Consider the following 20,606-nt stretch of genomic DNA (forward strand, 5'->3'; position numbering starts at 1 on the left):
ACCGCAACGATCGCAGACCCAGGAGACGTCGCGGACCCAGCAGATCCTGCAGCCCCGCAGGCCGGCGGCGGGCTCGTCAGCGCCGTGCGACGGAGGCTGCACCCCGACCCGATGGTCCGGCGGCTGGCCGGGCTCACCCTGGTCAACACGATGGGCAGCGGCCTGTCCCTGTCCGTCGCGGTGCTGTTCTTCACCCGGGTGCTCGGCCTGAGCCCCGCCCAGCTGGGGCTCGGTCTGACCGCCGCCGGCCTGTGCGGGGTCGTCGCGAGCGTGCCGGCCGGGCGGGCCGCCGACCGCTGGGGCGCCCGGCCGGTGCTGGTCGTGCTGGTCGCGCTGCAGGCGGTCGGCACCGCCGGGTACACGCTCGTGCACAGCTATCCGGCCTTCGTGGTGCTGGCCTGCGGGGTCGCGGCCGTCGACCGCGGCTCCGCGGCCGTGCGGAACGCGCTCTACGCCGAGGTGCTGCCGCCCGACCGCCGGGTGGCGGGCCGGGCCTACCTGCGGGTGGTGACCAACGTGGGCCTCTGCCTGGGGACGGCCGTCGGCGCGATCGCGCTCCAGGTGGACACCAGGCCGGCCTATCTGACGGCGATTCTGGCCGACGCCGCCTCCTTCGTGGTCGTCGCCGTGCTGTTCCACCGCCTCCCCGTCCTCGCGCCTGCGGCCCCGGTCGCGCCGCCCGCGGGACCGGAGGCCGACGGTGCCGGGCGGGGCAAGCGGCGCAATCCGGCGCTGCGGGACGGCCCGTTCCTGGTCGTGACGGTGCTGAACGCGGTCCTCGCCCTGCAGTTCGCCGTCCTGGAGGTCGGCGTGCCGCTGTGGATCATCCATGACACCGAGGCGCCCCGGATCACCGTCGCGGGCACCCTGATCGTCAACACCCTGCTGGTGATCGCCCTTCAGGTGCGGGCCACCCGGGGGACGGAGGACCGTGGGACGGCCGCCCGGCTCTGCGGCCGCGGGGGGCTGCTGCTCGCCGCCTCCTGCCTGGTCATCGGCCTCGCGCACGGCCTGCCCGCGATCGTCGCCGCCGTGGTGGTGCTCGGCGGCATCGCACTGCAGTCGCTGGGCGAGGTGTTCGGCCAGGCCGGCGGCTGGGCGCTCAGCTACGACCTCGCGGGGGAGCGCGACCACGGCGCCTACCAGGGCGTGTACAACGCGGGTTCGGCGGCGGCGATGATGGCCGGTCCGGCGCTGGTCAGCACCGCCGTGATCGGGTTCGGTCTGGCCGGCTGGGTCGTCCTGGGCGCGGTACTGGCGGCGGCGGGCCTGGCGATGGGCCCCGCCGTCCGGTGGGCCGGGCGACGGGGAGGTTACGCCGAGGCTCGGTGACGCGGTCGCTCCTGGACGGGCGCGACGGCCTCGATGCCGATCAGCACCTCGGGCAGGATCGGCTCTGGCCGAGGGGCGGGTGGGCGTGCCAGAGTCGTTCGGGCGTCGCCCGGGCACCCGGGGCGGCGCCGCAGTCCGACCCACCCTCAGCCGGAAGGCAGGCCCCGCCGATGACCAGCGCAGAGCCCCTCGTCCGCGTCACCACCGCCGACGCCGTCACCACGATCACCCTCGACTCGCCGCACAACCGCAACGCACTCTCCACCCGGCTGATGGCCGAACTGCACGCCGGTCTGGCGGTCGCCGCGGCCGACCCGGAGGTGCGGGCCGTGGTGCTCGGGCACACCGGCAAGGTGTTCTGCGCGGGTGCGGACCTGTCCGAGGCGACCGGCGCGGACCCGACGGTCGGCCCGCGCGGCCTGGTCGAGCTGCAGCGGGCGATCGTCGACTGCACCAAGCCGGTGATCGCCGTGATCGACGGGCACGCCCGGGCCGGCGGCCTCGGCCTGATCGGTGCGGCGGACCTCGCCCTCGCCGGGCCGGCCGCGACCTTCGCGTTCACCGAGGTCCGGCTCGGCCTCGCGCCCGCCGTGATCTCGCTGCCGCTGCGTCCCAAGCTGGACCCGCGCGCCGCCTCCCGCTACTACCTCACCGGCGAGGTCTTCGACGCCGCCGACGCCGCCCGGATCGGCCTGATCACCCGCGCCACCGAGTCCGCCGAGGACACCGGGGTCGCGTTGAAGGGCCTGCTGGACGCGCTGCGCCAGGGCTCCCCCCAGGGGCTGGCGGAGTCCAAGCGGCTGGCCAACGCCGAGGTGGTGCGGTCCTTCGAGCGGGACGCGGAGGGGCTGGTGGAGCTGTCGGCGCGGCTGTTCGGGTCGGCGCAGGCGCAGGAGGGGATGCGGGCGTTCCTGGAGAAGCGGCCCGCGCGCTGGGTGCGCTGACCCCGGGCCACTCCACCCCCGGGCCGGTTCCCGCTCCCAGCGCGCCACCTGCTCCGTGCAGCGCGGCCTCAGCCGATGACCGCGCTGGTCCGCCAGAGTTCGAGCAGCGCCTCGTCGCCGTCGAGTTCGACCTGCGCGGGCCCGACCGGGAGCCGGTTCCACAGCAGCAGGTACAGGTCGTGGGCGGGGCCGGTGAGGATGAGGTCGGCCGGTTCGGCGGCGCCGCCCGTGCCGACGGTCGGCGGTTCCTGGGTGATGGTCAGCTGCCAGGAGCCGGGGCCGTCGGTGGTCCGGACCCCGATGGTGCGGGCCCGTTCGCTGCGCAGCCGGGAGCGGCTGCTGGCCACGAAGCCGCCCAGCAGCTCGTCGATGCCGTCGAGGGCGAGGGCGGTGTCCACCCGGGGGCCCTCGGTGCCGGCCGCCGCGTCGGCGTCGGCGCGGTGGACGGCGGTCTCGTGCGCCTGGCGGCGGGCCCAGAACGCGAGCGGGCTGGGCGACGGCAGGAAGCTCCAGCACTCGACGTCGGCCGGGGCCCGGGTGAGCGCGTCGACCAGGGCGGCGTGGCCCTCGCGGAACCAGTCGAGCAGTGCCGCGTCGGACGGCGCCGGCCCGATGACGGTCCGCCTGCCGTCCTCGTCGAGGGGCGCGGGCAGACCCTGGGAGGGGTAGGCGGCGGCCCAGCGGTGGACGTTCCCGACGTGCCTCACCAGGTCGTTCAGGCTCCAGTCCGGACAGGTCGGTACGGGGGCGGCGAGGTCGGTCCGGGCGGCCGCCTCGGCGAGCAGGGTGCCCTCGCGGCGCAGGGCGTCGATGTGTTCGGTGATCTCCATGGGAGGGAGTGTGGCACCGGAGCCCGCCGTCGGTCGCGGTTTTCGGACCGCCCGGGCGGAGGGCCGGGCCCGGCCGTGGGAGGCCGCAGGCCAGGGCGGGTGCGGGGCCGGTGTGATGTTGACCGCCCGGCCGTCGGCCGGACCCTACGGGCCGGTAACGTGAGGGCATGCCGATAACCCGTTCGCTGGTCTCCGCGGTCCGAGCCGGTGGCCGCCGTGCCGCCGGCCGCCTCGTCCACCGGGGCTGGCGCTGGGTGCAGCGGACCGGCGCGGTCACCCGGCAGAGCCCGGGCCCTTACCGGTTCGGCGAGTTGGGCGACGGTACGACGCTGGCGTTCCCGCTCGGCGCGGTCTTCAACGAGCAGTGGATCACCATCGGGCCGTTCTCGATCATCGGCGAGCGGGTCACCATCAGCGCCGGTTTCCTGCCCGGCCTCGACCTCGGGCCCGAACCGATCGTGCGGATCGGCGGCGGCTGCGTGATCGGCCGGGACAGCCACATCGTGGGCCATCAGTCGATCGTCCTCGGCGACGACGTGTGGACCGGGCCTGGCGTCTACATCTCCGACCAGGCGCACGAGTACCGGTCCACCGACCTGCCGATCGGCAAGCAGTGGCCGCGCAACGAGCCGGTGGAGATCGGCGCCGGGAGCTGGATCGGCACCGGCGCGGTGATCCTGCCGGGGGCCCGGATCGGCCGCAACGTGGTGGTCGCGGCGGGCGCGGTGGTGCGCGGCGAGGTGCCCGACCACAGCGTGGTGGCCGGGGCGCCGGCCAAGGTGGTCCGCCGGTGGACGGCCCAGGAGGGCTGGCAGCCGCCGCTGCGCCACGACGCGCCCCAGCCGGTGCCGGACGGCGTGACGGCGGAGCAACTGCGGGCCCTGGTGGGGTGGGACCTGCGGTTGCCGGGGGAACAGGACTGACGCGCCCGCGCCGCCGTCCCGGTGGCGCGGGTGTCGTCGTCTGGGCCTAGGGCGCCTGTTCGGCGGCGCGGGCGGCGATGGCGGCGGTGATCCGCAGGACGTCGGCGGGGCGGGCGGGGTCGAGGCCGGTGAGGGCGGCGATCCGGCGCAGCCGGTAGTCGACGGTGTTCGGGTGCAGGTGCAGGGCGCCCGCGGTGTGTCGCCGGTTGAGTCCGCCGGCCAGGTGGGTGCGCAGGGTGGTGAGCAACTCGCCGCCGTCGGCCAGTGGTTCGAGCAGTGCGGCGAGCCGGGAGCGGGCCTGGCTGGGGCGGGTGAGCTGGTATTCGAGCAGGACGTCGTCGAGCCGGTACAGGCCCGGTGGGCGGTCGAACGCGCGGGCCACGTCCAGGACTTCGTACGCGAGTGCGGCCGCGCCCGGCACCTCGCCCGGTGCGGCGGCCGCCACCGCGGCCAGGACGGGGACGCCCCCGGCCCGGGCGGCCGCGGCGACGGTGGCGGCCAGGTGCTGCCACGGGAGCTCGGCGGGTGTGCCGGGGCGTCCGGGCGTTCGCTCCGGCCGGGCCTCCGGGGGCGGTCCGAGCGGGACGAGTGGGCCGAGCGGGACGAGCGGGACGAGCACGAGACCGCCCGAGGGGGTGAGCGCGGTGATCGCCGACTGCCGCGTCCGGTGGTCGAGTTCGGCGACGAGCCGGCGGAGCTTGCGGCGGCCGGCGATGCCCGGGTCGACGCCGGGGGCGTGTTCGTCGCGATGGTCGGCGACGGACAGGCACAGGACGGCGTACCGGGGCGGCAGTTGGAGCCCGGCCCGGGCGGCGGCCTCGTCCGCCGGGGCGCCGGCGAGCAGTGCGGTGAGCAGCGACTGCCGGGCGGCTGTGTGCCGGTCGCCGGCCGGGCGGCGTTCGTCGAGGTAGCCGGCGCCGGCGGCGGTGGTGGCCTGGCGGAGCTGGTCGAGCAGCAGCCGGTTGAGGACGAGCAGGTCGGCGGCGTCGCCGTCGCGGGCGTGCCGGGTGACGAACTCCCAGCAGACCTCCAGCCCGAGGTGGTGGGCGAGCAGGACGGCGTCCAGTGGCAGGCCCTCCTCGGCACGGCGGGCGGCGGCCTCCCGGACGGCGGCGAACTCCTCGTCGGGGGCGGGGAGTCCGGTGCGGACGGCGTGGGCCAGGGCGCGGATCCGGCGCTCGGTGTCGCGGGTGAGTTCGCCGGTGAGCTGTTCGCGGGGCAGGCGGTGGTACACCGGCACGCGGTCCAGCAGGGCGGCGACCACGCTCTCGGCCAACTCGCGTACACCGCACAGGAGTCGCTGGTCGGCCGGTCGGCCGCCGATCACCGGGACGCGCCAGCCGGGCGTCCGGTCGGCGGTGTGGTCGGGCGCACGGACGGCGGTGCGGTCGGGTGTGCGGTCGGGGGCGGCGGTGAGGTCGGGTGTGCGGTCGGGGGCGGCGGTGGGCGCGGAGTGCGGCTCGGAGCGGGGTGTGGCGTCGGGTGAGCGGCCGGGCGAGGCGGCGGGTGCGTTGTGACCGGTCACAGAGAACACCGTCCAGGTCTGGGGAACGCCCAAGGGCCGGGCCGGAGGGGCGACCGCATGATGGAGCCACTCGGGTTACCTGTTGGTAACAAACTTCCGCCGTGGAGGCAACAGTTGAGAACCCCACTTCTCCGCTTCTCCGCAACTCCCTTGCGCCGCAGGCTCGGCGGGGCCATCGGCGCGACCGTCCTGGCAGGCGCGCTGCTGGTCGGCGCGTCGGCCGCCCCGGCGAGCGCCGCGACGTCCCCCTCCGTCGCGCCCGCCGCCGCCCGCTCCATCACCTCCACCTCCGCCGAACTGCCGCCCGACGGCGACTCGGTGGCTTCGCCGCCCGGCGCCAACGACTGGAACTGCCGCCCGAGCGCCGCCCACCCCGATCCGGTGGTCCTCGTGCACGGCACCTTCGCCAACCGCTACGAGAACTGGCTCGCCCTCTCCCCGCTGCTGAAGGGCCTCGGGTACTGCGTCTTCGCGCTCGACTACGGCACCATCCCGGGCGTCACCTCCAGCGGCAGCGGTCTGTTGCTACCGATCGGCGGCCTGGGCCCGGTGCCCGAGTCGGCCGCCCAACTCGGCCGGTTCGTCGACCTGGTGCTGAAGGCGACCGGCGCGGCCAAGGTCGACATCGTCGGGCACTCGCAGGGCGGCATGCTGCCGAACTACTACCTGAAGTTCCTCGGCGGCGCCGCGAAGGTCGGCCGGGTGGTCGGCCTGGCGCCGTCCAACCACGGCACGACGCTCGACGGGATCACCAACCTCGTGCCGTACTTCCCCGGCGTCGCGGACCTGATCTACACCGTCTGCCAGGCCTGCCGCGACCAGGCGGTGGGCTCCGACTTCAACCGCACGATGGCCTCCCGCCCGGACACCGTGCCGGGCGTGAGCTACACGGTGATCTCGACCGTGTACGACGAGGTCGTCACCCCGTGGCGGACCCAGTTCCTGACCGGCCCGGCCGTCGACAACGAGGTGCTGCAGAACCACTGCCCGATCACGCTCGCCGAGCACGTGGCGATCGCGTTCTCGCCGACGGCGCTGCACCTGGTGACCAACGCCCTGGATCCGGCGCACGCCACCCCGGTGTTCTGCGGCTGAGCCGCACCCGTCGGAACGCCGCGGCCCGGGAGGGGGACCTCCCGGGCCGCGGCGTTCCGGTGCCCGGGTGCCCCGGTTCCCCGGCGTCAGCGCGACGGGCGGAGCGTGACCACGGCGGTGACCCCGCCGGCCCGGACCCGCACCTCGCGCGGGCCGGCTCCCTTCAGCAGGGCGGCGTCGTAGCGCTCCAGCACCGCGTCGCCGTCGACGGCGGCCGAACCGGTGAGGCAGACCAGCAGGACGGTCGCCTCCGGCGGGACGTCCACGGCGGCCGGTGCGGTCAGCACGTCCACGGCGGCGGCGACCCGGCTGCGGCGGGTCATCACGTTGAAGTCGACCACCGGGCCGGCCGACAGCCGACAGTCCGTCACGGCGTCACCGGAGAAGGCGAAGGGGCGGAAGGGCGCGTCGACCGGATGCTCGGCGCCGTCGACGGTGAGCGTCATGCCGGGGCCCTCGACCAGGGTGATCACCCGGTCGACGCCGGGGAACGGCGAGAACGGCCCGGCCGACGCGACGTCCGCGAGGCTGACCCGCCAGTCGAAGGCGTCCAGCCCGGCCCCGACCGGGAAACCGGCGACCTCCCTGGTCACCCCGCCCCCGTTGAGCCACGCCGTGGCCGGGCGCTCGTCCGCCCGCAGTACCTGGATCCGTCCGCTGCTCGTCATGGCCCGCATCCTGCCACCACGTCCGCGCGCGGCCGCGTCGGGTGCCGCCCGGGGCCGTCGGCGGTGGGCACGGTCGGACCGGCCGTGCCGACGACCCGGGTGCTCCCGTCAGCGCCGACCGACGGTCAGCGCCGACGGACGGTCAGCGCCGACGGATGGTCAGCGCCGACGGACGGCCAGCGGCAGGAGCGCTCCCGCCGTGGCCGCCACCGCGACGGTGGTCAGGGCCATCGGCAGCCCCACCGCGTCGGCGAGGAAGCCGATCACCACCGGGCCGATCAGCATTCCGCCGTAGCCGAGCGTCGAGGCGAACGCGACGCCCTGCGGGCCGCCCGCCGCACCGGCCCGGGCGATCGCGAGGGGAAAGAGGTTGGCGAGGCCGAGGCCGACCAGGACGAACCCGCAGACGGCCAGCGGCACCACCGGGGCGAGGGCGGCGACGAGCATGCCGGCCGCCGCGGTCAGGCCGCCGAGCAGCATCAGCCGGGTCTGGCCGAGCCGGATGGACAGCCAGGTGCCGCCTACCCGTCCGCTGGTCATGGCGAAGGCGTACGCGGCGTACCCGGCGGCGGCCGTCCCGGGGCTGGCGTGGACGTCGTCGGTGAGGTGGAGGGTGGTCCAGTCGGCGATCGCGCCCTCGCCGTACGCGGTGCACAGCGCGGTGAGGCCGAGCAGCAGGACGAGCAGTCGCAGGTGCGGGGCGGCGCGGCCGGCCGTGCTGGGGGTGCCGTGGTCACTCGTGGTGTCGCCGGTGGTGCCGCCGTCGCCCGCGCGGCCGGGTGCGACCAGCGGTGCGGCCGGGCTGCGCAGCAGGACGAGGCCCGCGCCGGCGGTGACGGCGAGGCCGAGCAGTCCGCCGAGCGCGAGCGCCCAGGCGGTGCTCAGCGCACCGGCGAGGAGCCCGCCGAGGCCCGCGCCGAGCAGACCGCCGAGGCTGTACCCGGCGTGGAAGCTCGGCATGACGGGCCGTCGCAGCTGCGCCACCAGGTCGACGGCGGCGCTGTTCATCGCGACGTTGGCGCCGCCGTACCCGGCACCGAAGAGCAGCAGCACGCCGCCGAGCGCGGCGACCGAGTGGGCGTGCGCGGGCAGCGGGACGGCGAGGCTGAGCAGGGCGAGCGAGCCGACGGTCACCGGGCGCGAGCCGTACCGCAGGCACAGCCGCCCGACGAGCGGCATGGTGAGGACGGCGCCGATCGACAGGCAGAGCAGGGCCAGCCCGAGGGCGCTGTGCGAGGCGTCGACCTGGCTGCGGATGTCCGGGATGCGGACCACCCAGGCGGCGAAGAGGAAGCCGTCGACGGCGAAGAACGCGGTGAGCGCGAGCCGTGCCGAGCCCCAGGGGCTGTCCGTTCCGGGGGGTGTGCTGCGAGACTGGGGGGAGGTCTGGTCGGGTCGGGGACGCGGGCGGATTTTGTTTCGAAGCGGCACAAAGTCACAATAGGGGCGTGCAGCTCTCACCTTCAAGTCCGCGACCAGGTTCCGGAACCGACCTCGAAGCGCAGCGCGACGCCCACCGCCGCGCGGCCCCCGATCGCGGTCGGACGCTGCTCGGCCCCGCGCTCTCGCTCATCCACACCGGACAGACGCCCACCCGCTCGGCGCTCACCCGCGCGCTGGACGTCACCCGGGCCACCGCCGGGGCCGTCACGGCCGAACTGGAGGCGCTCGGACTGATCACCGTCGACTCGCGCCCGGCCGGCGGCGGACGCGGACGCCCCTCGCACCGGCTCGCGATCGACCCGCAGGGCCCGGTCGTGGTCGCCGGGCAGATCCACGCCGACGGGCTGAGCGTCACCCTGGCCGGCCTCGGCGGCCTGCTCGACCCGCCTGTCCACCTGCCGCTGCCCGCCGCCACCGACCCGGTCCGGATGCTGCGCGCCGTCGCCGAGGCGGGCGCCGAACTCGCCCGCGCGACCAGCCGGCGGTGCCTCGCCGCCGCGCTCGCCCTGCCCAACCCGGTCACCGAACCCGACGGAGCCGCGCTCGCCGCACTGCACTTCGCCTGGCCCAGCGGCACCCCGGTCGCCGACCTGTACGACGTCGAGGTGGGCCGCGCCGACCACGGCCCCGGCGCCCGGCGGCCGCTGCCCACCGCCCTCGCCAACGACGCCAACCTCGCCGCGCTCGCCGAGTACCGGCACGGCGCCGGGCGCGGCGCCCGGCACCTGCTTCTCGTCACCTCCGGCCATCGCGGCGTCGGCGGCGCGCTGGTGATCGACGGCCACCTGCACACCGGCAGCGCCGGGCTGGCCCTGGAGGTCGGCCACCTCACCGTCGACCCGCAGGGCCGGCTCTGCCCGTGCGGCAACCGGGGCTGCCTGAACTCCGAGACCGACCCCGACGCCCTGTTCGCCGCCGCCGGGCTCACCCCCGAACCGGGGCGCCCGCTGCTCGACCAGGCGCGGGAACTGTGCCGGGCGGCCGCCACCGACGAACGCGCGCGGGCCGCCGTGGAACACGTCATCGACCGGCTCGGGCTCGGACTCGCGGGCGTCGCCAACATCCTCAACCCGGACCGGGTGGTCCTCAGCGGGCTCCACCTGGACCTGCTGGAGGCCGCGCCCGAGCGGCTGCGCGCGGTGGTCGCCGAGCGCAGCCTCTGGGGGCGCAGCGGACGGGTGCCGATCGTCGGCGCGGAGCTGGCGCACGGTGCGCTCGCGGGTGCGGCGGAGCTGGGCTGGGGGCCGTACCTGGCGGACCCGCAGTCGGTGACGGCGGGCTGAACCCGGGGCCGGGCGTCCGGTCCGGGGTTCGGCGTCCGGTCCGGGGTCGGCAGGCCGGACCAGGGACGATAAGCGGAAGCTGGGACTGCGAAAACGGTCACTTATCGTGACTCTCTTACACTCGTAGTGAGCAGTGGGGGGCGTAACGAGGGAGAGTGGCCATGAGCACCCAACCCGGCGGGACCCAGTCCGGCGGAGCGGGCGGCACCGAGCCGACCGCGGGCACCGAGCCGACGGCGGGCGTCGAGCCGACCGTCGACGTCGACCGGACCGACCCGCAGTACCGCGCCTGGCTCAAGGAGGCGGTGCGCAAGGTCCAGGCCGACGCCAACCGCTCCGCCGACACCCACCTGCTGCGCTTCCCGCTGCCGGGCGAGTGGGGGATCGACCTCTACCTCAAGGACGAGTCCACCCACCCGACCGGCTCGCTCAAGCACCGGCTGGCCCGCTCGCTCTTCCTCCACGGGCTCTGCAACGGCTGGATCCGCCCCGGCAAGCCGGTGATCGAGGCCTCCAGCGGCTCCACCGCCGTCTCGGAGGCGTACTTCGCGCAGCTCGTCGGGGTGCCGTTCATCGCGGTCATGGCCAAGAGCACCAGCCAGGCCAAGATCGACCTGATCGAGTTCCACGGCGGCGAATGCCACCTGGTCGACCGCTCGGACGAGGTGTACGAGGCTTCCACCCGGCTCGCCGAGAGCACCGGCGGGCACTACATGGACCAGTTCACCTACGCCGAGCGGGCCACCGACTGGCGCGGCAACAACAACATCGCCGAGTCGGTCTTCGCCCAGCTGCGCCTGGAGCCGCACCCCGAGCCGGCCTGGATCGTCGCCACCGCCGGGACGGGCGGCACCTCGGCGACCATCGCCCGGTACGTGCACTACATGCAGTACGACACCCGGATCTGCGTCGCCGACCCGGAGAACTCCTGTTTCTTCGACGGCTGGGTGCACCACGACCCGGACGCCGTCTGCGAGCGGGGCTCGCGGATCGAGGGCATCGGACGGCCCCGGATGGAGCCGAGCTTCGTCCCGGGGGCGATCGACCGGATGATGAAGGTGCCGGACGCCGCCTCCATCGCCGCCGTGCGGGTGCTGGAGCAGGTGCTCGGGAAGAAGGCGGGGGCGTCCACGGGGACGGGGCTGTGGAGCGCGCTGAAGATCGTCGCCGAGATGCGGGCGGCGGGGCGGCGGGGCAGCGTGGTCGGTCTGATCTGCGACCCGGGCGACCGCTACCTGGACAAGTACTACTCGGACGACTGGCTGGCCGGCGAGCGGATCGACATCGCGCCGTACCGGGCCGTGCTGGAGTCCTTCCTCGTCGGCGGTGCCTGGACGGGCTGACGCCGAGGTCGTCCGCCGAGGTCGTCGCCCGCCCGGCGCCCCCGCCCCCCGCCCGAGGTCACGGCGCCGGGTCCCCGCCGTCAGGGCAGTGGTCCGCCCGGCAGGTCGGCCGGGACGAGGAGCTGGAGCTCCTCCGTCGATGGGTCCGCGAGGTGGGCGACCCGCATCGCGTGCCGCTCGACCATGGTCTCGAAGACCTGCCGCGCGGTGCGTCCGTTGCCGAAGTTGGGGCCGCGCTCCAGCCGGGCGAAGTGGTCCAGCAGCACGCCCTCGGTCGCCTCGGCGAGCGCGTACTCGTGCTCGGCGCACTGGGCCCGGGCGATCTCCAGCAGCTCGTCCGCCGTGTAGTCGGGAAAGGTGATGGTGCGTGAGAAGCGGGACGAGACACCGGGGTTGGCGGAGAGGAAGCGCTCCATCTCCAGGGTGTAGCCGGCCACGATGACGACCACCTCGTCCCGGTGGTCCTCCATCAGCTTGACCAGGGTGTCGATGGCCTCCCGTCCGAAGTCGCGCGCGCCGTCCTCGGGGGCGAGCGCGTACGCCTCGTCGATGAAGAGCACCCCGCCGCGCGCGCGGTCGAAGGCGGCGGCGGTGCGGATCGCGGTGGAGCCGATGTGCTCGCCGACCAGGTCGACCCGGGCCACCTCGACCAGGTGTCCGCGCTGGAGCACCCCGAGCGAGGCGAGGATCTCGCCGTAGAGCCGGGCGACGGTGGTCTTACCGGTGCCGGGGGCGCCGGTGAAGACCAGGTGCCGGCGCAGCGAGGGCGCCTTGAGCCCGGCCTGGCGGCGGCGCTTGCCGACGGAGATCAGGTCGATGAGCGTGCGCACCTCCTGCTTGACGGTGGCCAGCCCGACCAGTGCGTCCAGTTCGGCGAGCGCCTCGTCGGCGGGCCGGCAGTCCGGGATCGGGGCGATCGCCGAGGTGGCGGCGGCCGCGGCGGACGTGGCGACGGCGGTGCCGGCCACCCCGCCCACACCGGCCCTCCCGGCCGACGGGGCGGTGGCGGAGGCCGGTTGGGCGGTCCGCGGGCCCGGCACCTCGGCCGCGCCGGCCGCCGGTCCGACATCGTCCGAGGTGCAGCCCTCGGCGACCGGCCCGGGCTCGGAGAACTCGAAGCCGGCCCGCTCGTTCTGCTCGGCCCGGCAGCGGGTCAGCTGGGTGCGGCAGCCGTCGATGATGTGGAAGCCGAAGCCCTTGCCGTGCGAGACCCGGCAGTCCTCGAAGGTGCCCCGCCCCTGCGCCGAGACGTACACGCCCGCGTCGGTGCTGGCCCGGACGGTGCAGTCGCGCAGCACCGGGTCGGCGCCCTTGGTGACGATCACCCCGGTGGCCACGTCGGAGATCTCGCAGCCGGTGAGAAGGCCGCCGCTGCCGTGGTCGCGGAACCACAGGCCGGTGCCGGCCTCCTGGACCCGGCAGCCGGTGAGGGTCACCGCCGCGCCGCCGCTGACCGAGACCGCCGAGCTGCGGATCCGGCTGAAGGAGCAGTCCGCGGCGATCGCGGCGGAGTCCCGGTCGAGCACGAACAGCGCGTCCGGCAGGTCGTACAGCGAGCAGTCGGTGAGGGTGAGCCGGGCGCCGTCGCTGACCCACAGCGCCGGGTACTCGCCGGTGGAGCCGTGGATCTGGCAGGACTCGGCGACGGCCTCGGTGCCCTGGTCCCAGACCGAGAGGGCCCCGCGCCCGAAGTCCCGGACGGTGCTGTGGCTGAGGCTGAGCCGGGAGCGGCCGCGCAGGTCGGCGCCGTTCTCCGGCAGGTCGTGCACCCGGCAGCCGGTGAGGACGAGCTCGGCCTCGCCGTCCAGGGTCAGGCCGTTGCCGGTGACCCGGTGGATCTCGCAGTCGACGAGCCGCCCGCGGGCCTGCGCCTCGGCCTGGACGCCGCTGCCGCGGATCTCGTAGATCTCGCAGCCGGTCAGTTCGGCGGCGCTGCCCGGGTCGGAGAGCAGGACGCCGGCGCCGGCGGCGTGGTGGACCTTGCAGCGGTCGAGGGCGGCGGTGGCGCCGCCGAGGACGGCGAGTCCGGCCTGCCCGGCGGCGGCGACCTCGCAGTCCTCCAGGGCGGCGGCGGTGCCGGGGCCGCGCAGGCGCAGCCCGAGTCCGGCCGGGTTGGCGACGACGCAGCCGCGCAGGGTGGGTCGGGCGCCGTCGGTGATCTCGATGCCGGTGGCGGAGCGGGTCTCGATCCGGCAGCCGCTGAGCGAGGGGGCGGTCTGCGGCCCGGTGATCAGGACGGCCGGGGTGGAGCTGTCGCCGCCTTCGACGACGAGGTCGCGGACGGTGGCGTCGGCGGTGACGGTCAGCGCCACTCCGGACGGCGGGTCGATCCGGACGGTGCCCGGGCCCTGGGCCGGGACGATCGTCACGGGCTTGTCCAGCAGCACGTTCTCCCGGAACGTCCCCGGCCGGACGGTCACGGTGTCGCCCGGTTCGGCGGCCGCGAGGGCCTCCGCGAGGGTGTCGTACTCGCCTGCGCGTCGGCGCCAGCGGGATGCGCTGTCCTGGGTGACCCGGACCCTGTGCTCTGCCATGACGGTCTGTCGTCCCCACCTTCGTCGAGCCGGCGTTCAACGGGCCGTACGCGCGGGCCGCCCGCCCACCGTAGCGCGCCTCCATGGGTGGTCCGGTCGGCCGCGGTCGCGCGGGCACCGGGGGCTCGCGCCTTCGCCACAGGTTCCGACCACTTGTTCAACGAGCGCGCACACCCGTGGTTCCGAGCCGGGGACGCGCCGTGGGGGCGTCCGGGGGAGCCGGTGAACCGGCGCGCCGATGGTTCACCCCCGCGCGTCGGCGGGCCACTGCGCCCCGTCCTCCAGCACCTCGACCCGGTCGCCGACGCGCAGCGTGCCGAGCACGTCGCCGGTGGTGCCGGCCGGCCGCTCCGGGATCAGGTTCTGCCCGAACGCGGCCTTCTTCAGCAGCCGGTGGTGCCGGGCCAGGGTGCGCAGCGGCTCGGGGCCGCGCCGCTCGCCGCTCTCCTGGTCGGTGGTGGTGATGACGCAGCGGCCGCAGGGCTTGACCACCTTGAAGGTGAGGTCGCCGATCCGGATCCGGCGCCAGCCGTCCTCGGCCCACGGCTCGGCGCCGCCCACCACGACGTTGGGGCGGAAGCGCTCCATCGGCAGCGGCTCGTGGCCGTCGGGGTGCTCGGCGGCGATCAGCTCGTTGAGCCGCTCCAGCGAGGCGGTGGTGGCGAGCAGCAGGGGGAAGCCGTCGGCCATCGAGACGGTGGTGCCGGGCTCGGCGTAGTCGGGGTCGGCCGGCCGGGCGTGCGGGTCGTCCAGGTGGACCAGGCGGTAGTCGCCGAGGTGTTCGACGATCCACTGGTGCGCCTCCTTGGCGGCCTCGGCGGCGCGGAAGCGGGTGCCCCAGACCTCGACCTCGGCGAGCGGGTCGCCGGCTGCGACGGCGGGCGCGGGGACCTCGATCCGGGAGCCGTCGGGGGCGGTGAGGGAGAGCGTGCCGTCGGGCAGCAGGTCGGGCCGGATCTGGCCGAGGGCGGCGTTCTCGCGCTGGCTGACGAAGCGTCCGGTGGCGTCGGCGAGCATCCAGCGGCGGTCTCCGGCCAGGCCCCAGGGTTCGACGGCGGCGGTGTCCGGGCTCAGGCGGTACATGGACTTGACGGGGTAGACGTGGAGTCCGGTGAGCTGCATTCCCCCATCCTGCCAGCCGGTTCCCGGTGCTCGGCAGGAGCCCCGTACGCGCACGGACCGCCCGGGACGCCGTGGGGGGCGTTCCGGGCGGTCCGTGGATGACCCGTTTCTCCGTACGCCCGGCGCGGGGAGCGCGCCGGGTGGTGCTCAGGTGGTGCGGGTGCGGGCCGGGTGGGGTCCGGCCCTGGAGGTCAGTGGCTCAGTAGCCCTGGCCCTGCTGCTGGTAGCCGCCCTGCTGGCCCCCCGCGTTGTAGGCGTTGTTGCCGGGCTCGCCGTACGGGCCCGGGCGCTGCGGCTGCATCGGGCGGACCGGCGCCATGGCCGGGCGCAGCTGGGCGCCGCCGAAGCCCTGGTCGCCGCCCTGGCCCTGGAAGCCGGGGCCGGCCTGGCCGGGGCCGCCGAAGGACTGCTGGCCGCCGAAGCTCTGCGGACCGCCCTGCGGCTGGCCGCCCGGCTGCCCGGGGCCGAACGCGCCCGGACCGCCGATCGGCTGCGCGCCGAAGGACTGCTGGCCGCCCTGGCCGCCGATGAAGGTGTTCTGGCCGCCGAAGCTCTGGCCGCCGGTCGGCTGGTAGCCGCCGCTGGCGGTCTGCGCGAAGGCCGGTGCGGCGGGCTGCGGCCGCTGGTACTGCTGGGGGGCGCCGTAGCCGGGGACGGGCGGCTGGGGCGCGGAGGCGTACGCCGGCGCGGGCTGCGCGGGGATGTACGCCGTGGCGGGACCGGCGGAGGGGGCGCTGCTCGGGCCGGGGCCCAGAGCGAGGCGGGCGGGCGGCAGCGCGGGGAGGTTGCTGCCGGCGCTCTCGTACCCGTTGCCGTACCGGTTCTCGTAGGACGGGCCGGTGCTGGCCCCGTAACCGGACGACATGGCCGGCGGCAGGGCCGCCGGCACGTTGATGGGTGCGATCTGGGGGACGCCGCGCTCAGCCACGAGGCTGTCGTAGATCGGCGTGCCGGAGGAGAAGGACGGAGAGGGGTAGCCGACTCCGTCGTAGGAGCGGGGCGAGGTCATGGGGCATACGGTAAGCCCACAACGCGCCTGCTGAGGAGAGCGGGAGGGGGAGCAGTTCGACTGTTTACACAGTCTTCGCTCGCACAAAGGTTTCGAAAGTAGGAAGAACGGACATACCGGCGTTCACTTCCGGACAACCTCGGCGTGCCGTCAGTGATCGAACAGTACCCGGACGGCGGCGCGGCGAACCCTTGCGGTGACCGGGCGGTGGACGGTTCGGGGCCCGCCGGAGAAACTTTTGCGGACAGGGCGTGCGCCGGCGCATTCGAGCCCCCGCCGACGGTCCGACGAGGGCTCGTGAATGTTTCGGGAATAAAGTCCCCGTCAGCGGCCTCGGGCCCGTGGTCAGCTCGCCTGCAACGCCTGCGCCTGCGCCGGGAGGCCCGGCCGGCCCGCGACCTCCGAGGTGCAGAAGGAGCAGCGGGTCGCCGCGGCCGGAATCGGGCTCAGGCACTCCGGGCAGTCGACCTTCACGACCGGCGCCGGCTTGGCCGACTCGAAGCGCGCCTGCAGCCTGCCGACCGGCAGCACCACGGCGAAGTAGATCACCGCGGCGACCAGCACGAACCCGATCAGCGCGTTGACGAAGACCCCGTACGGGAACCGGGTGCCGGCCACCTCGAAGGTCTTCTGGGTGAAGTCGCCGACGGCGCCGGTGGCGACCCCGATGAGCGGGGTGAGGAAGGCGGTGACGAACCCGGTGACCACGGCGGTGAAGGCCGCGCCGATCACGATGCCGACTGCGAGGTCCACCACGTTGCCGCGCAGCAGGAAGCTGCGGAATCCCTTGAACACCGGGTGACTCCAAATCCGTACGGGGGAGGGGGAGATGAGGCAGCGTGACGGGCGCCCCGGCCGGACATCCTGCCGACCGGGCCGGGCCGAGGTCCAACCGCGTTCACCCGATCCGCGTAACCGGCCGCAGGACGCGCCGGCCGGTTCCGGGCGCAGCCCGGGCGCTGCGCGTACGGGTCGATCCGGCCGCCGCCGGGCCGGAGGGGTCAGAGCGGCCGCACCCGCAGCGCGCGCTCGTAGAACTCGACCATGTGCGCGGACACCTGGGACAGCGTGAACGAGGCCAGGAACCGCGCCCGCGCGGCCTTCGCCCGCACCCGCGCCGCCGCCCGGTCGTCCAGTGTGTCGACGACCGCCGCCGCCAGTTCGGCCGGCCGCTCCGGCGCCACCAGCCGGGCGTAGTCCTCCGAGCCGACCGTCTCGCGCAACGCCGGCACGTCCGCGCAGACCAGCGGCACCCCGACGCCCATCGCCTCGATCGCCGTGCCGCCCTGGCCCGCCCAGCGGGACGGCACGGCGAGCACGTCGGCGGCGGCCATCAGATCGGCCACGTCCTCGCGCGGCCCGAGCAGGCGGACGCTCCCGGCGGACTCGGCGAGCGCCCGCAGCCGTGCGCTCTCCGGGCCCGCCGCGCCGGCGAGCAGCAGCACGGCCCCCGGCTGCGCGCGCCGGACCGCCGGCCAGGCCGCCAGCAGCACGTCCAGGCCCTTGCGGTGGTGCTGCCCGGCGGCGGCCAGCACCACCGGCACGTCCTGCGCCAGCTCCAGCGCACCGCGTACGGCGGCCCGCCGCTCCGGGGTGGCCGTGCCCAGCAGCTCCGGGTCGAGCCCGCGCGGCACCACGTCGATCCGCCGCCGGGGGACGCGCAGCCGCCGCGCCATCGTGCCGGCCACGTGCCGGGTGAGCGCGTGGAAGCGGCGGGCGCCCTGGGCGGTGGCCGCGTCCAGGGCCTGCGCGGTGCGCATCCGCCAGGGGCTCGCCCCGTGCGCCGCCGACTGCTCCGGTCCGTACGCCGGGTCGAGCAGGCTGGAAACCACCGGGGTGCGGGCGGCCAGGGCGGCGGCCCGGCCGAGCACGTCCGAGGCGTGGCGGGCGGTGTGGACGAGATCGGGCCGGCGTTCGCGGATCAGCCGGCGCAGCGCGGCGGCGGTGGCGGCCCCGGTCGGCCGGCCGACGCCGAACACGGCGGCGCCCGCCGCGGTCAGCTCCGGCTGCCAGCCGCCGGGGGAGTCGTAGAGGTAGGCGACGTCCAAGGTGACGCCGGCGCGCACCAGTTGGGGGGCCATCGAGACCAGGGCGCGTTCCGCCCCGCCGGTCCGGTTCACGCTGTCGACCACCAGAAGCACCTGCACCGGCCACCCCCGCCCGCTGCGGGCGCGTCCGTTCTCCCGTGCCGGACGCCCCCTGACTGGTGATCAGCATCGCAGGTGGCCGTCAGGCCCGCCAGCCATGGGGCGGCCGGGGTCGGACGCCGGGGTGCGGCGGGGCGAGGCAGGGCGAGAGGGGGCGGAACGGGGCGCACGACGGGAGCAGCCGGCGCACGGCCGCAGTCGACCAGCGCACATCAGGTGTATTCACGCGGGCGCACGGGCCACCACCAGGTTGCGCGAAGGGGCTGTACGGCGCGGGGCGCTGTGCCAAGGTCGGTCCATGCCCGACCATACGTCGGCCGACCCGGCCGGAACCCGTCCCCGCGTCCTGCACCTGATCAGTGATCCACGCCGCGGCGGCGCCCAGAACTTCGCCCGTGACCTCCACCGGGAACTGCGCCGCCGGGGCCAGGCCTCCGCCCTGTGCGCCCTCGCCCCGCACCCGGCCGCCGGGCCCGCCCTCCCCGGGCCCCGCGCCGCGGACCGCACCGGAGTTCACGCCGGTGCCGGTCCGGGCGCCCGCCCCGACGGGCTCGACCGGCAGCCCGACCCGCACCCCGGCGCCTGCGCCGACGAGGAGGACTTACGCGCCGCCGTCCTCGGCTCCGGCCGCCTGCGCCCCGGCACCCTGCGCGCGCTGCGCGCGGCCGCCCGCGGCGCCGACGTGGTCCTCGCCCACGGCTCCGACACCCTGGCGGCCTGCGCCCTCGCCCTGGCCGGCACCCGCACCCCCTTCGTCTACGTCTCCGTCGGCCACCCCCGCTACTGGACGGCGAACCGGCTGCGCCGGGTGCGCGGCGGCGCGCTGATGCACCGCGCGGCCGCCGTCACCACGCTCACCGACGAGGCCCGCGCTGTCCTGGAGGGGCAGTTCCGGCTGCCCGACGGAAAGGTGCACGTGATCTCCAACTCCCGGGCCGCCGAGAGCTATCCGCCCGCCGACGGCCGGGCCGACCGGCGTGCCGCCCGGCACGCGCTCGGCCTGCCCGCCGACGTCCTGCTGGTCGCCTGGATCGGGGCGATCGCCCCGGAGAAGCGGCTCGACCTCGCTCTCGACGTCCTGGACCGGCTGCCGGACGTCCGGCTGGCCATCGCCGGGGACGGCCCGCTGCGCGAGACGCTGGCCCGCCACCCGGCCGCCGCCCGCGCCCACTTCCTCGGCGCCCTGCCCGATCCGGCGCCGCTCTACCGGGCGGCCGACGCGCTGCTGCTCACCAGCGACAGCGAGGGCGTGCCCGGCGCGCTGATCGAGGCGGCGCTGGCCGGCGTGCCCGCCGTCGCCACCGACGTCGGGTGGGTGCGCGAGGTGGTCCGGGACGGTGCCACCGGCGCGCTCGTCGCCCCCGGGGACCCGTTGGCCCTCGCCGAGGCGCTGGCCAAGGTGCTGGCGTGCAACCGTGCGGGCCTCGGCGCGGCCGCCCGGGCGCACGCGTTGGAGCACTTCGAGCTCGGCGCCGTGGTGGACGCCTGGCAGGGGCTGGTCGCCGAGGTGTGGGCGGGGGGTGGCCCGGGGGCGCGCACCGGTCCGTGACCGACCTGCGGCGCCGGGCCGGGCGCCGAGCCGCGCGCCGGGCCGGGCGCTGGGTTGGGCCGATCGGGCGAATCCGGGCCAGCGCGCCCCGGCCGAACTCGACGGTAACGAACCGCCGACAGCACACTGCCCGGTGTGAACTCGAAGTCGCTGCTGCGGTCCACCGTCCTGCTCGCCATCGCCGCCGGGATCGCCGTGTCCCCCCTCCAGGCCGGCGCGGTGAGTCACCAACCCCCCTCCGAGGGCACCCAGTTCGTCAAGCTCGACCATCCGCAGCCGGTGCGCGAGAGCGTCCGCACGGAGGCGGCCGAGTTCTTCTGGTACGACTGCAGCCACTCCCAGCAGCTTGAGGAGCCCTTGCAGGCCTGGGCCCAGAAGCACCGCGCGGACGTCGCGCTGCGGCGCGTCCCGGCGATCTGGCCGGGCAGCCCGGACGAGGGCGCCCAGCGCGGCCACGCGCGCCTGTACTACACGCTGGAGCGCCTGGGCCTGGTCGAGCGCCTGCAGAGCAGCGTCTTCCGCTCGGTGCACACCGACCAGACCGACCTCACCACCGAGGCCACCGCCACCGACTGGGCGGTGCGCCACGGCGTGGACGCCCAGCTCTTCGGCCGGACGTACCGCTCCGACGAGGTGGCGCGGTCGGTCGACGAGGCCGCCGTCGAGTTCGTCCGCTACGGCGTCAACGAGCTGCCGACGGTGGTCGTCCAGGGCGAGTACCGGACTTCGCCGAGCAAGGCCGGCGGCGTCGAGGCGATGCCCGAGGTGCTGGACTACCTGGTGCAGCAGGAGCAGTTGCGCGGGCACTGAGCCCGCCCCGGGCCGGTACCGGACGGCCCTCCGGCGGCCCGCCCGGAGG

Annotated in this window: 17 protein-coding genes; 8 read left to right on the plus strand and 9 right to left on the minus strand. The window is 75.7% G+C overall.

All coding sequences use genetic code 11. The features are described 5' to 3' along the window. Positions 1-84 precede the first annotated feature (84 nt). Both ABT015_RS28915 and ABT015_RS28920 read left to right on the plus strand, forming a co-directional pair. Entirely contained in the window at positions 85-1,332 is a 1,248-nt protein-coding gene (locus tag ABT015_RS28915) for an MFS transporter (RefSeq protein WP_350884181.1), read from the plus strand. A gap of 170 nt (positions 1,333-1,502) precedes the next feature. Further along, positions 1,503-2,276 (plus strand): enoyl-CoA hydratase family protein, encoded by a 774-nt coding sequence (locus ABT015_RS28920; RefSeq protein ID WP_350884183.1) that lies wholly within the window; start codon positions 1,503-1,505, stop codon positions 2,274-2,276. A 68-nt stretch (positions 2,277-2,344) separates the two neighbouring features. Here the strand turns inward: ABT015_RS28920 and ABT015_RS28925 are convergent, their stop codons facing one another. Next, positions 2,345-3,106 carry a maleylpyruvate isomerase family mycothiol-dependent enzyme gene (locus ABT015_RS28925; protein ID WP_350884185.1) on the minus strand — a complete coding sequence of 254 codons (762 nt, stop codon included), beginning with the start codon at positions 3,104-3,106 and terminating at the stop codon, positions 2,345-2,347. Positions 3,107-3,273: 167 nt separating this feature from the next. On the opposite strand from ABT015_RS28925, the gene ABT015_RS28930 reads away from it, so the two are divergent. After that, positions 3,274-4,029, plus strand: coding sequence for an acyltransferase (locus tag ABT015_RS28930; RefSeq protein ID WP_350884187.1), 756 nt, complete (start codon positions 3,274-3,276; stop codon positions 4,027-4,029). 46 nt (positions 4,030-4,075) lie between these two features. Here the strand turns inward: ABT015_RS28930 and ABT015_RS28935 are convergent, their stop codons facing one another. Continuing rightward, positions 4,076-5,554, minus strand: coding sequence for a PucR family transcriptional regulator (locus ABT015_RS28935; RefSeq protein WP_350884189.1), 1,479 nt, complete (start codon positions 5,552-5,554; stop codon positions 4,076-4,078). A gap of 150 nt (positions 5,555-5,704) precedes the next feature. Between ABT015_RS28935 and ABT015_RS28940 the strand changes: the two genes are divergently transcribed. After that, positions 5,705-6,649: an esterase/lipase family protein gene (locus ABT015_RS28940; protein ID WP_502897420.1), complete on the plus strand. Its 945-nt coding sequence runs from the start codon at positions 5,705-5,707 to the stop codon at positions 6,647-6,649. A gap of 86 nt (positions 6,650-6,735) precedes the next feature. Here the strand turns inward: ABT015_RS28940 and ABT015_RS28945 are convergent, their stop codons facing one another. Together ABT015_RS28945 and ABT015_RS28950 are read right to left on the minus strand one after the other, a co-directional pair. Beyond that, the gene (locus tag ABT015_RS28945; RefSeq protein ID WP_350884191.1) at positions 6,736-7,317 is read right to left on the minus strand and encodes a HutD/Ves family protein; all 582 of its coding nucleotides are present in this window, start codon (positions 7,315-7,317) and stop codon (positions 6,736-6,738) included. 159 nt (positions 7,318-7,476) lie between these two features. Continuing rightward, positions 7,477-8,748, minus strand: coding sequence for an MFS transporter (locus tag ABT015_RS28950; RefSeq protein WP_350884193.1), 1,272 nt, complete (start codon positions 8,746-8,748; stop codon positions 7,477-7,479). Positions 8,749-8,765: 17 nt separating this feature from the next. Between ABT015_RS28950 and ABT015_RS28955 the strand changes: the two genes are divergently transcribed. Both ABT015_RS28955 and ABT015_RS28960 read left to right on the plus strand, forming a co-directional pair. Then, entirely contained in the window at positions 8,766-10,043 is a 1,278-nt protein-coding gene (locus ABT015_RS28955) for an ROK family protein (RefSeq protein WP_371521142.1), read from the plus strand. Positions 10,044-10,204: 161 nt separating this feature from the next. Then, the gene (locus ABT015_RS28960; RefSeq protein WP_350884195.1) at positions 10,205-11,386 is read left to right on the plus strand and encodes a PLP-dependent cysteine synthase family protein; all 1,182 of its coding nucleotides are present in this window, start codon (positions 10,205-10,207) and stop codon (positions 11,384-11,386) included. An 80-nt stretch (positions 11,387-11,466) separates the two neighbouring features. On the opposite strand, the gene ABT015_RS28965 is transcribed toward ABT015_RS28960, so the two are convergent. From ABT015_RS28965 to ABT015_RS28985, 5 genes are all read right to left on the minus strand, one after another. Continuing rightward, positions 11,467-13,920 carry a right-handed parallel beta-helix repeat-containing protein gene (locus ABT015_RS28965; RefSeq protein WP_350884197.1) on the minus strand — a complete coding sequence of 818 codons (2,454 nt, stop codon included), beginning with the start codon at positions 13,918-13,920 and terminating at the stop codon, positions 11,467-11,469. 243 nt (positions 13,921-14,163) lie between these two features. Next, positions 14,164-15,042, minus strand: a complete 879-nt coding sequence (locus ABT015_RS28970; RefSeq protein ID WP_350884199.1) for an MOSC domain-containing protein — start codon at positions 15,040-15,042, stop codon at positions 14,164-14,166. Positions 15,043-15,241: 199 nt separating this feature from the next. After that, positions 15,242-16,051 carry a DUF6643 family protein gene (locus ABT015_RS38030; protein ID WP_502897421.1) on the minus strand — a complete coding sequence of 270 codons (810 nt, stop codon included), beginning with the start codon at positions 16,049-16,051 and terminating at the stop codon, positions 15,242-15,244. Between the two features lie 345 nt (positions 16,052-16,396). Beyond that, positions 16,397-16,846, minus strand: coding sequence for a large conductance mechanosensitive channel protein MscL (gene mscL, locus ABT015_RS28980; protein ID WP_063350160.1), 450 nt, complete (start codon positions 16,844-16,846; stop codon positions 16,397-16,399). A 206-nt stretch (positions 16,847-17,052) separates the two neighbouring features. Next, on the minus strand, positions 17,053-18,183 hold the full coding sequence (locus tag ABT015_RS28985; RefSeq protein WP_350884201.1) for a glycosyltransferase family 4 protein: 1,131 nt from the start codon (positions 18,181-18,183) through the stop codon (positions 17,053-17,055). Between the two features lie 313 nt (positions 18,184-18,496). On the opposite strand from ABT015_RS28985, the gene ABT015_RS28990 reads away from it, so the two are divergent. Both ABT015_RS28990 and ABT015_RS28995 read left to right on the plus strand, forming a co-directional pair. Next, positions 18,497-19,747, plus strand: coding sequence for a glycosyltransferase family 4 protein (locus ABT015_RS28990; RefSeq protein WP_350884203.1), 1,251 nt, complete (start codon positions 18,497-18,499; stop codon positions 19,745-19,747). Positions 19,748-19,882: 135 nt separating this feature from the next. Beyond that, entirely contained in the window at positions 19,883-20,557 is a 675-nt protein-coding gene (locus ABT015_RS28995) for a thiol:disulfide interchange protein DsbA/DsbL (protein WP_350884205.1), read from the plus strand. Positions 20,558-20,606 lie beyond the last annotated feature (49 nt).

Source organism: Kitasatospora sp. NPDC094016, from assembly GCF_040304045.1.
Classification (GTDB): Bacteria; Actinomycetota; Actinomycetes; order Streptomycetales; family Streptomycetaceae; genus Kitasatospora.

Bases quoted from the DNA above. Each gene is read 5' to 3' on its own strand.
- ABT015_RS28970 (WP_350884199.1), bottom strand. From the start codon at position 15,042: ATGCAGCTCACCGGACTCCACGTCTACCCCGTCAAGTCCATGTACCGC.
- ABT015_RS28965 (WP_350884197.1), bottom strand. From the start codon at position 13,920: ATGGCAGAGCACAGGGTCCGGGTCACCCAGGACAGCGCATCCCGCTGG.
- ABT015_RS38030 (WP_502897421.1), bottom strand. From the start codon at position 16,051: ATGACCTCGCCCCGCTCCTACGACGGAGTCGGCTACCCCTCTCCGTCC.
- ABT015_RS28945 (WP_350884191.1), bottom strand. From the start codon at position 7,317: ATGACGAGCAGCGGACGGATCCAGGTACTGCGGGCGGACGAGCGCCCG.
- ABT015_RS28960 (WP_350884195.1), top strand. From the start codon at position 10,205: ATGAGCACCCAACCCGGCGGGACCCAGTCCGGCGGAGCGGGCGGCACC.
- ABT015_RS28925 (WP_350884185.1), bottom strand. From the start codon at position 3,106: ATGGAGATCACCGAACACATCGACGCCCTGCGCCGCGAGGGCACCCTG.
- ABT015_RS28990 (WP_350884203.1), top strand. From the start codon at position 18,497: ATGCCCGACCATACGTCGGCCGACCCGGCCGGAACCCGTCCCCGCGTC.
- ABT015_RS28930 (WP_350884187.1), top strand. From the start codon at position 3,274: ATGCCGATAACCCGTTCGCTGGTCTCCGCGGTCCGAGCCGGTGGCCGC.
- ABT015_RS28920 (WP_350884183.1), top strand. From the start codon at position 1,503: ATGACCAGCGCAGAGCCCCTCGTCCGCGTCACCACCGCCGACGCCGTC.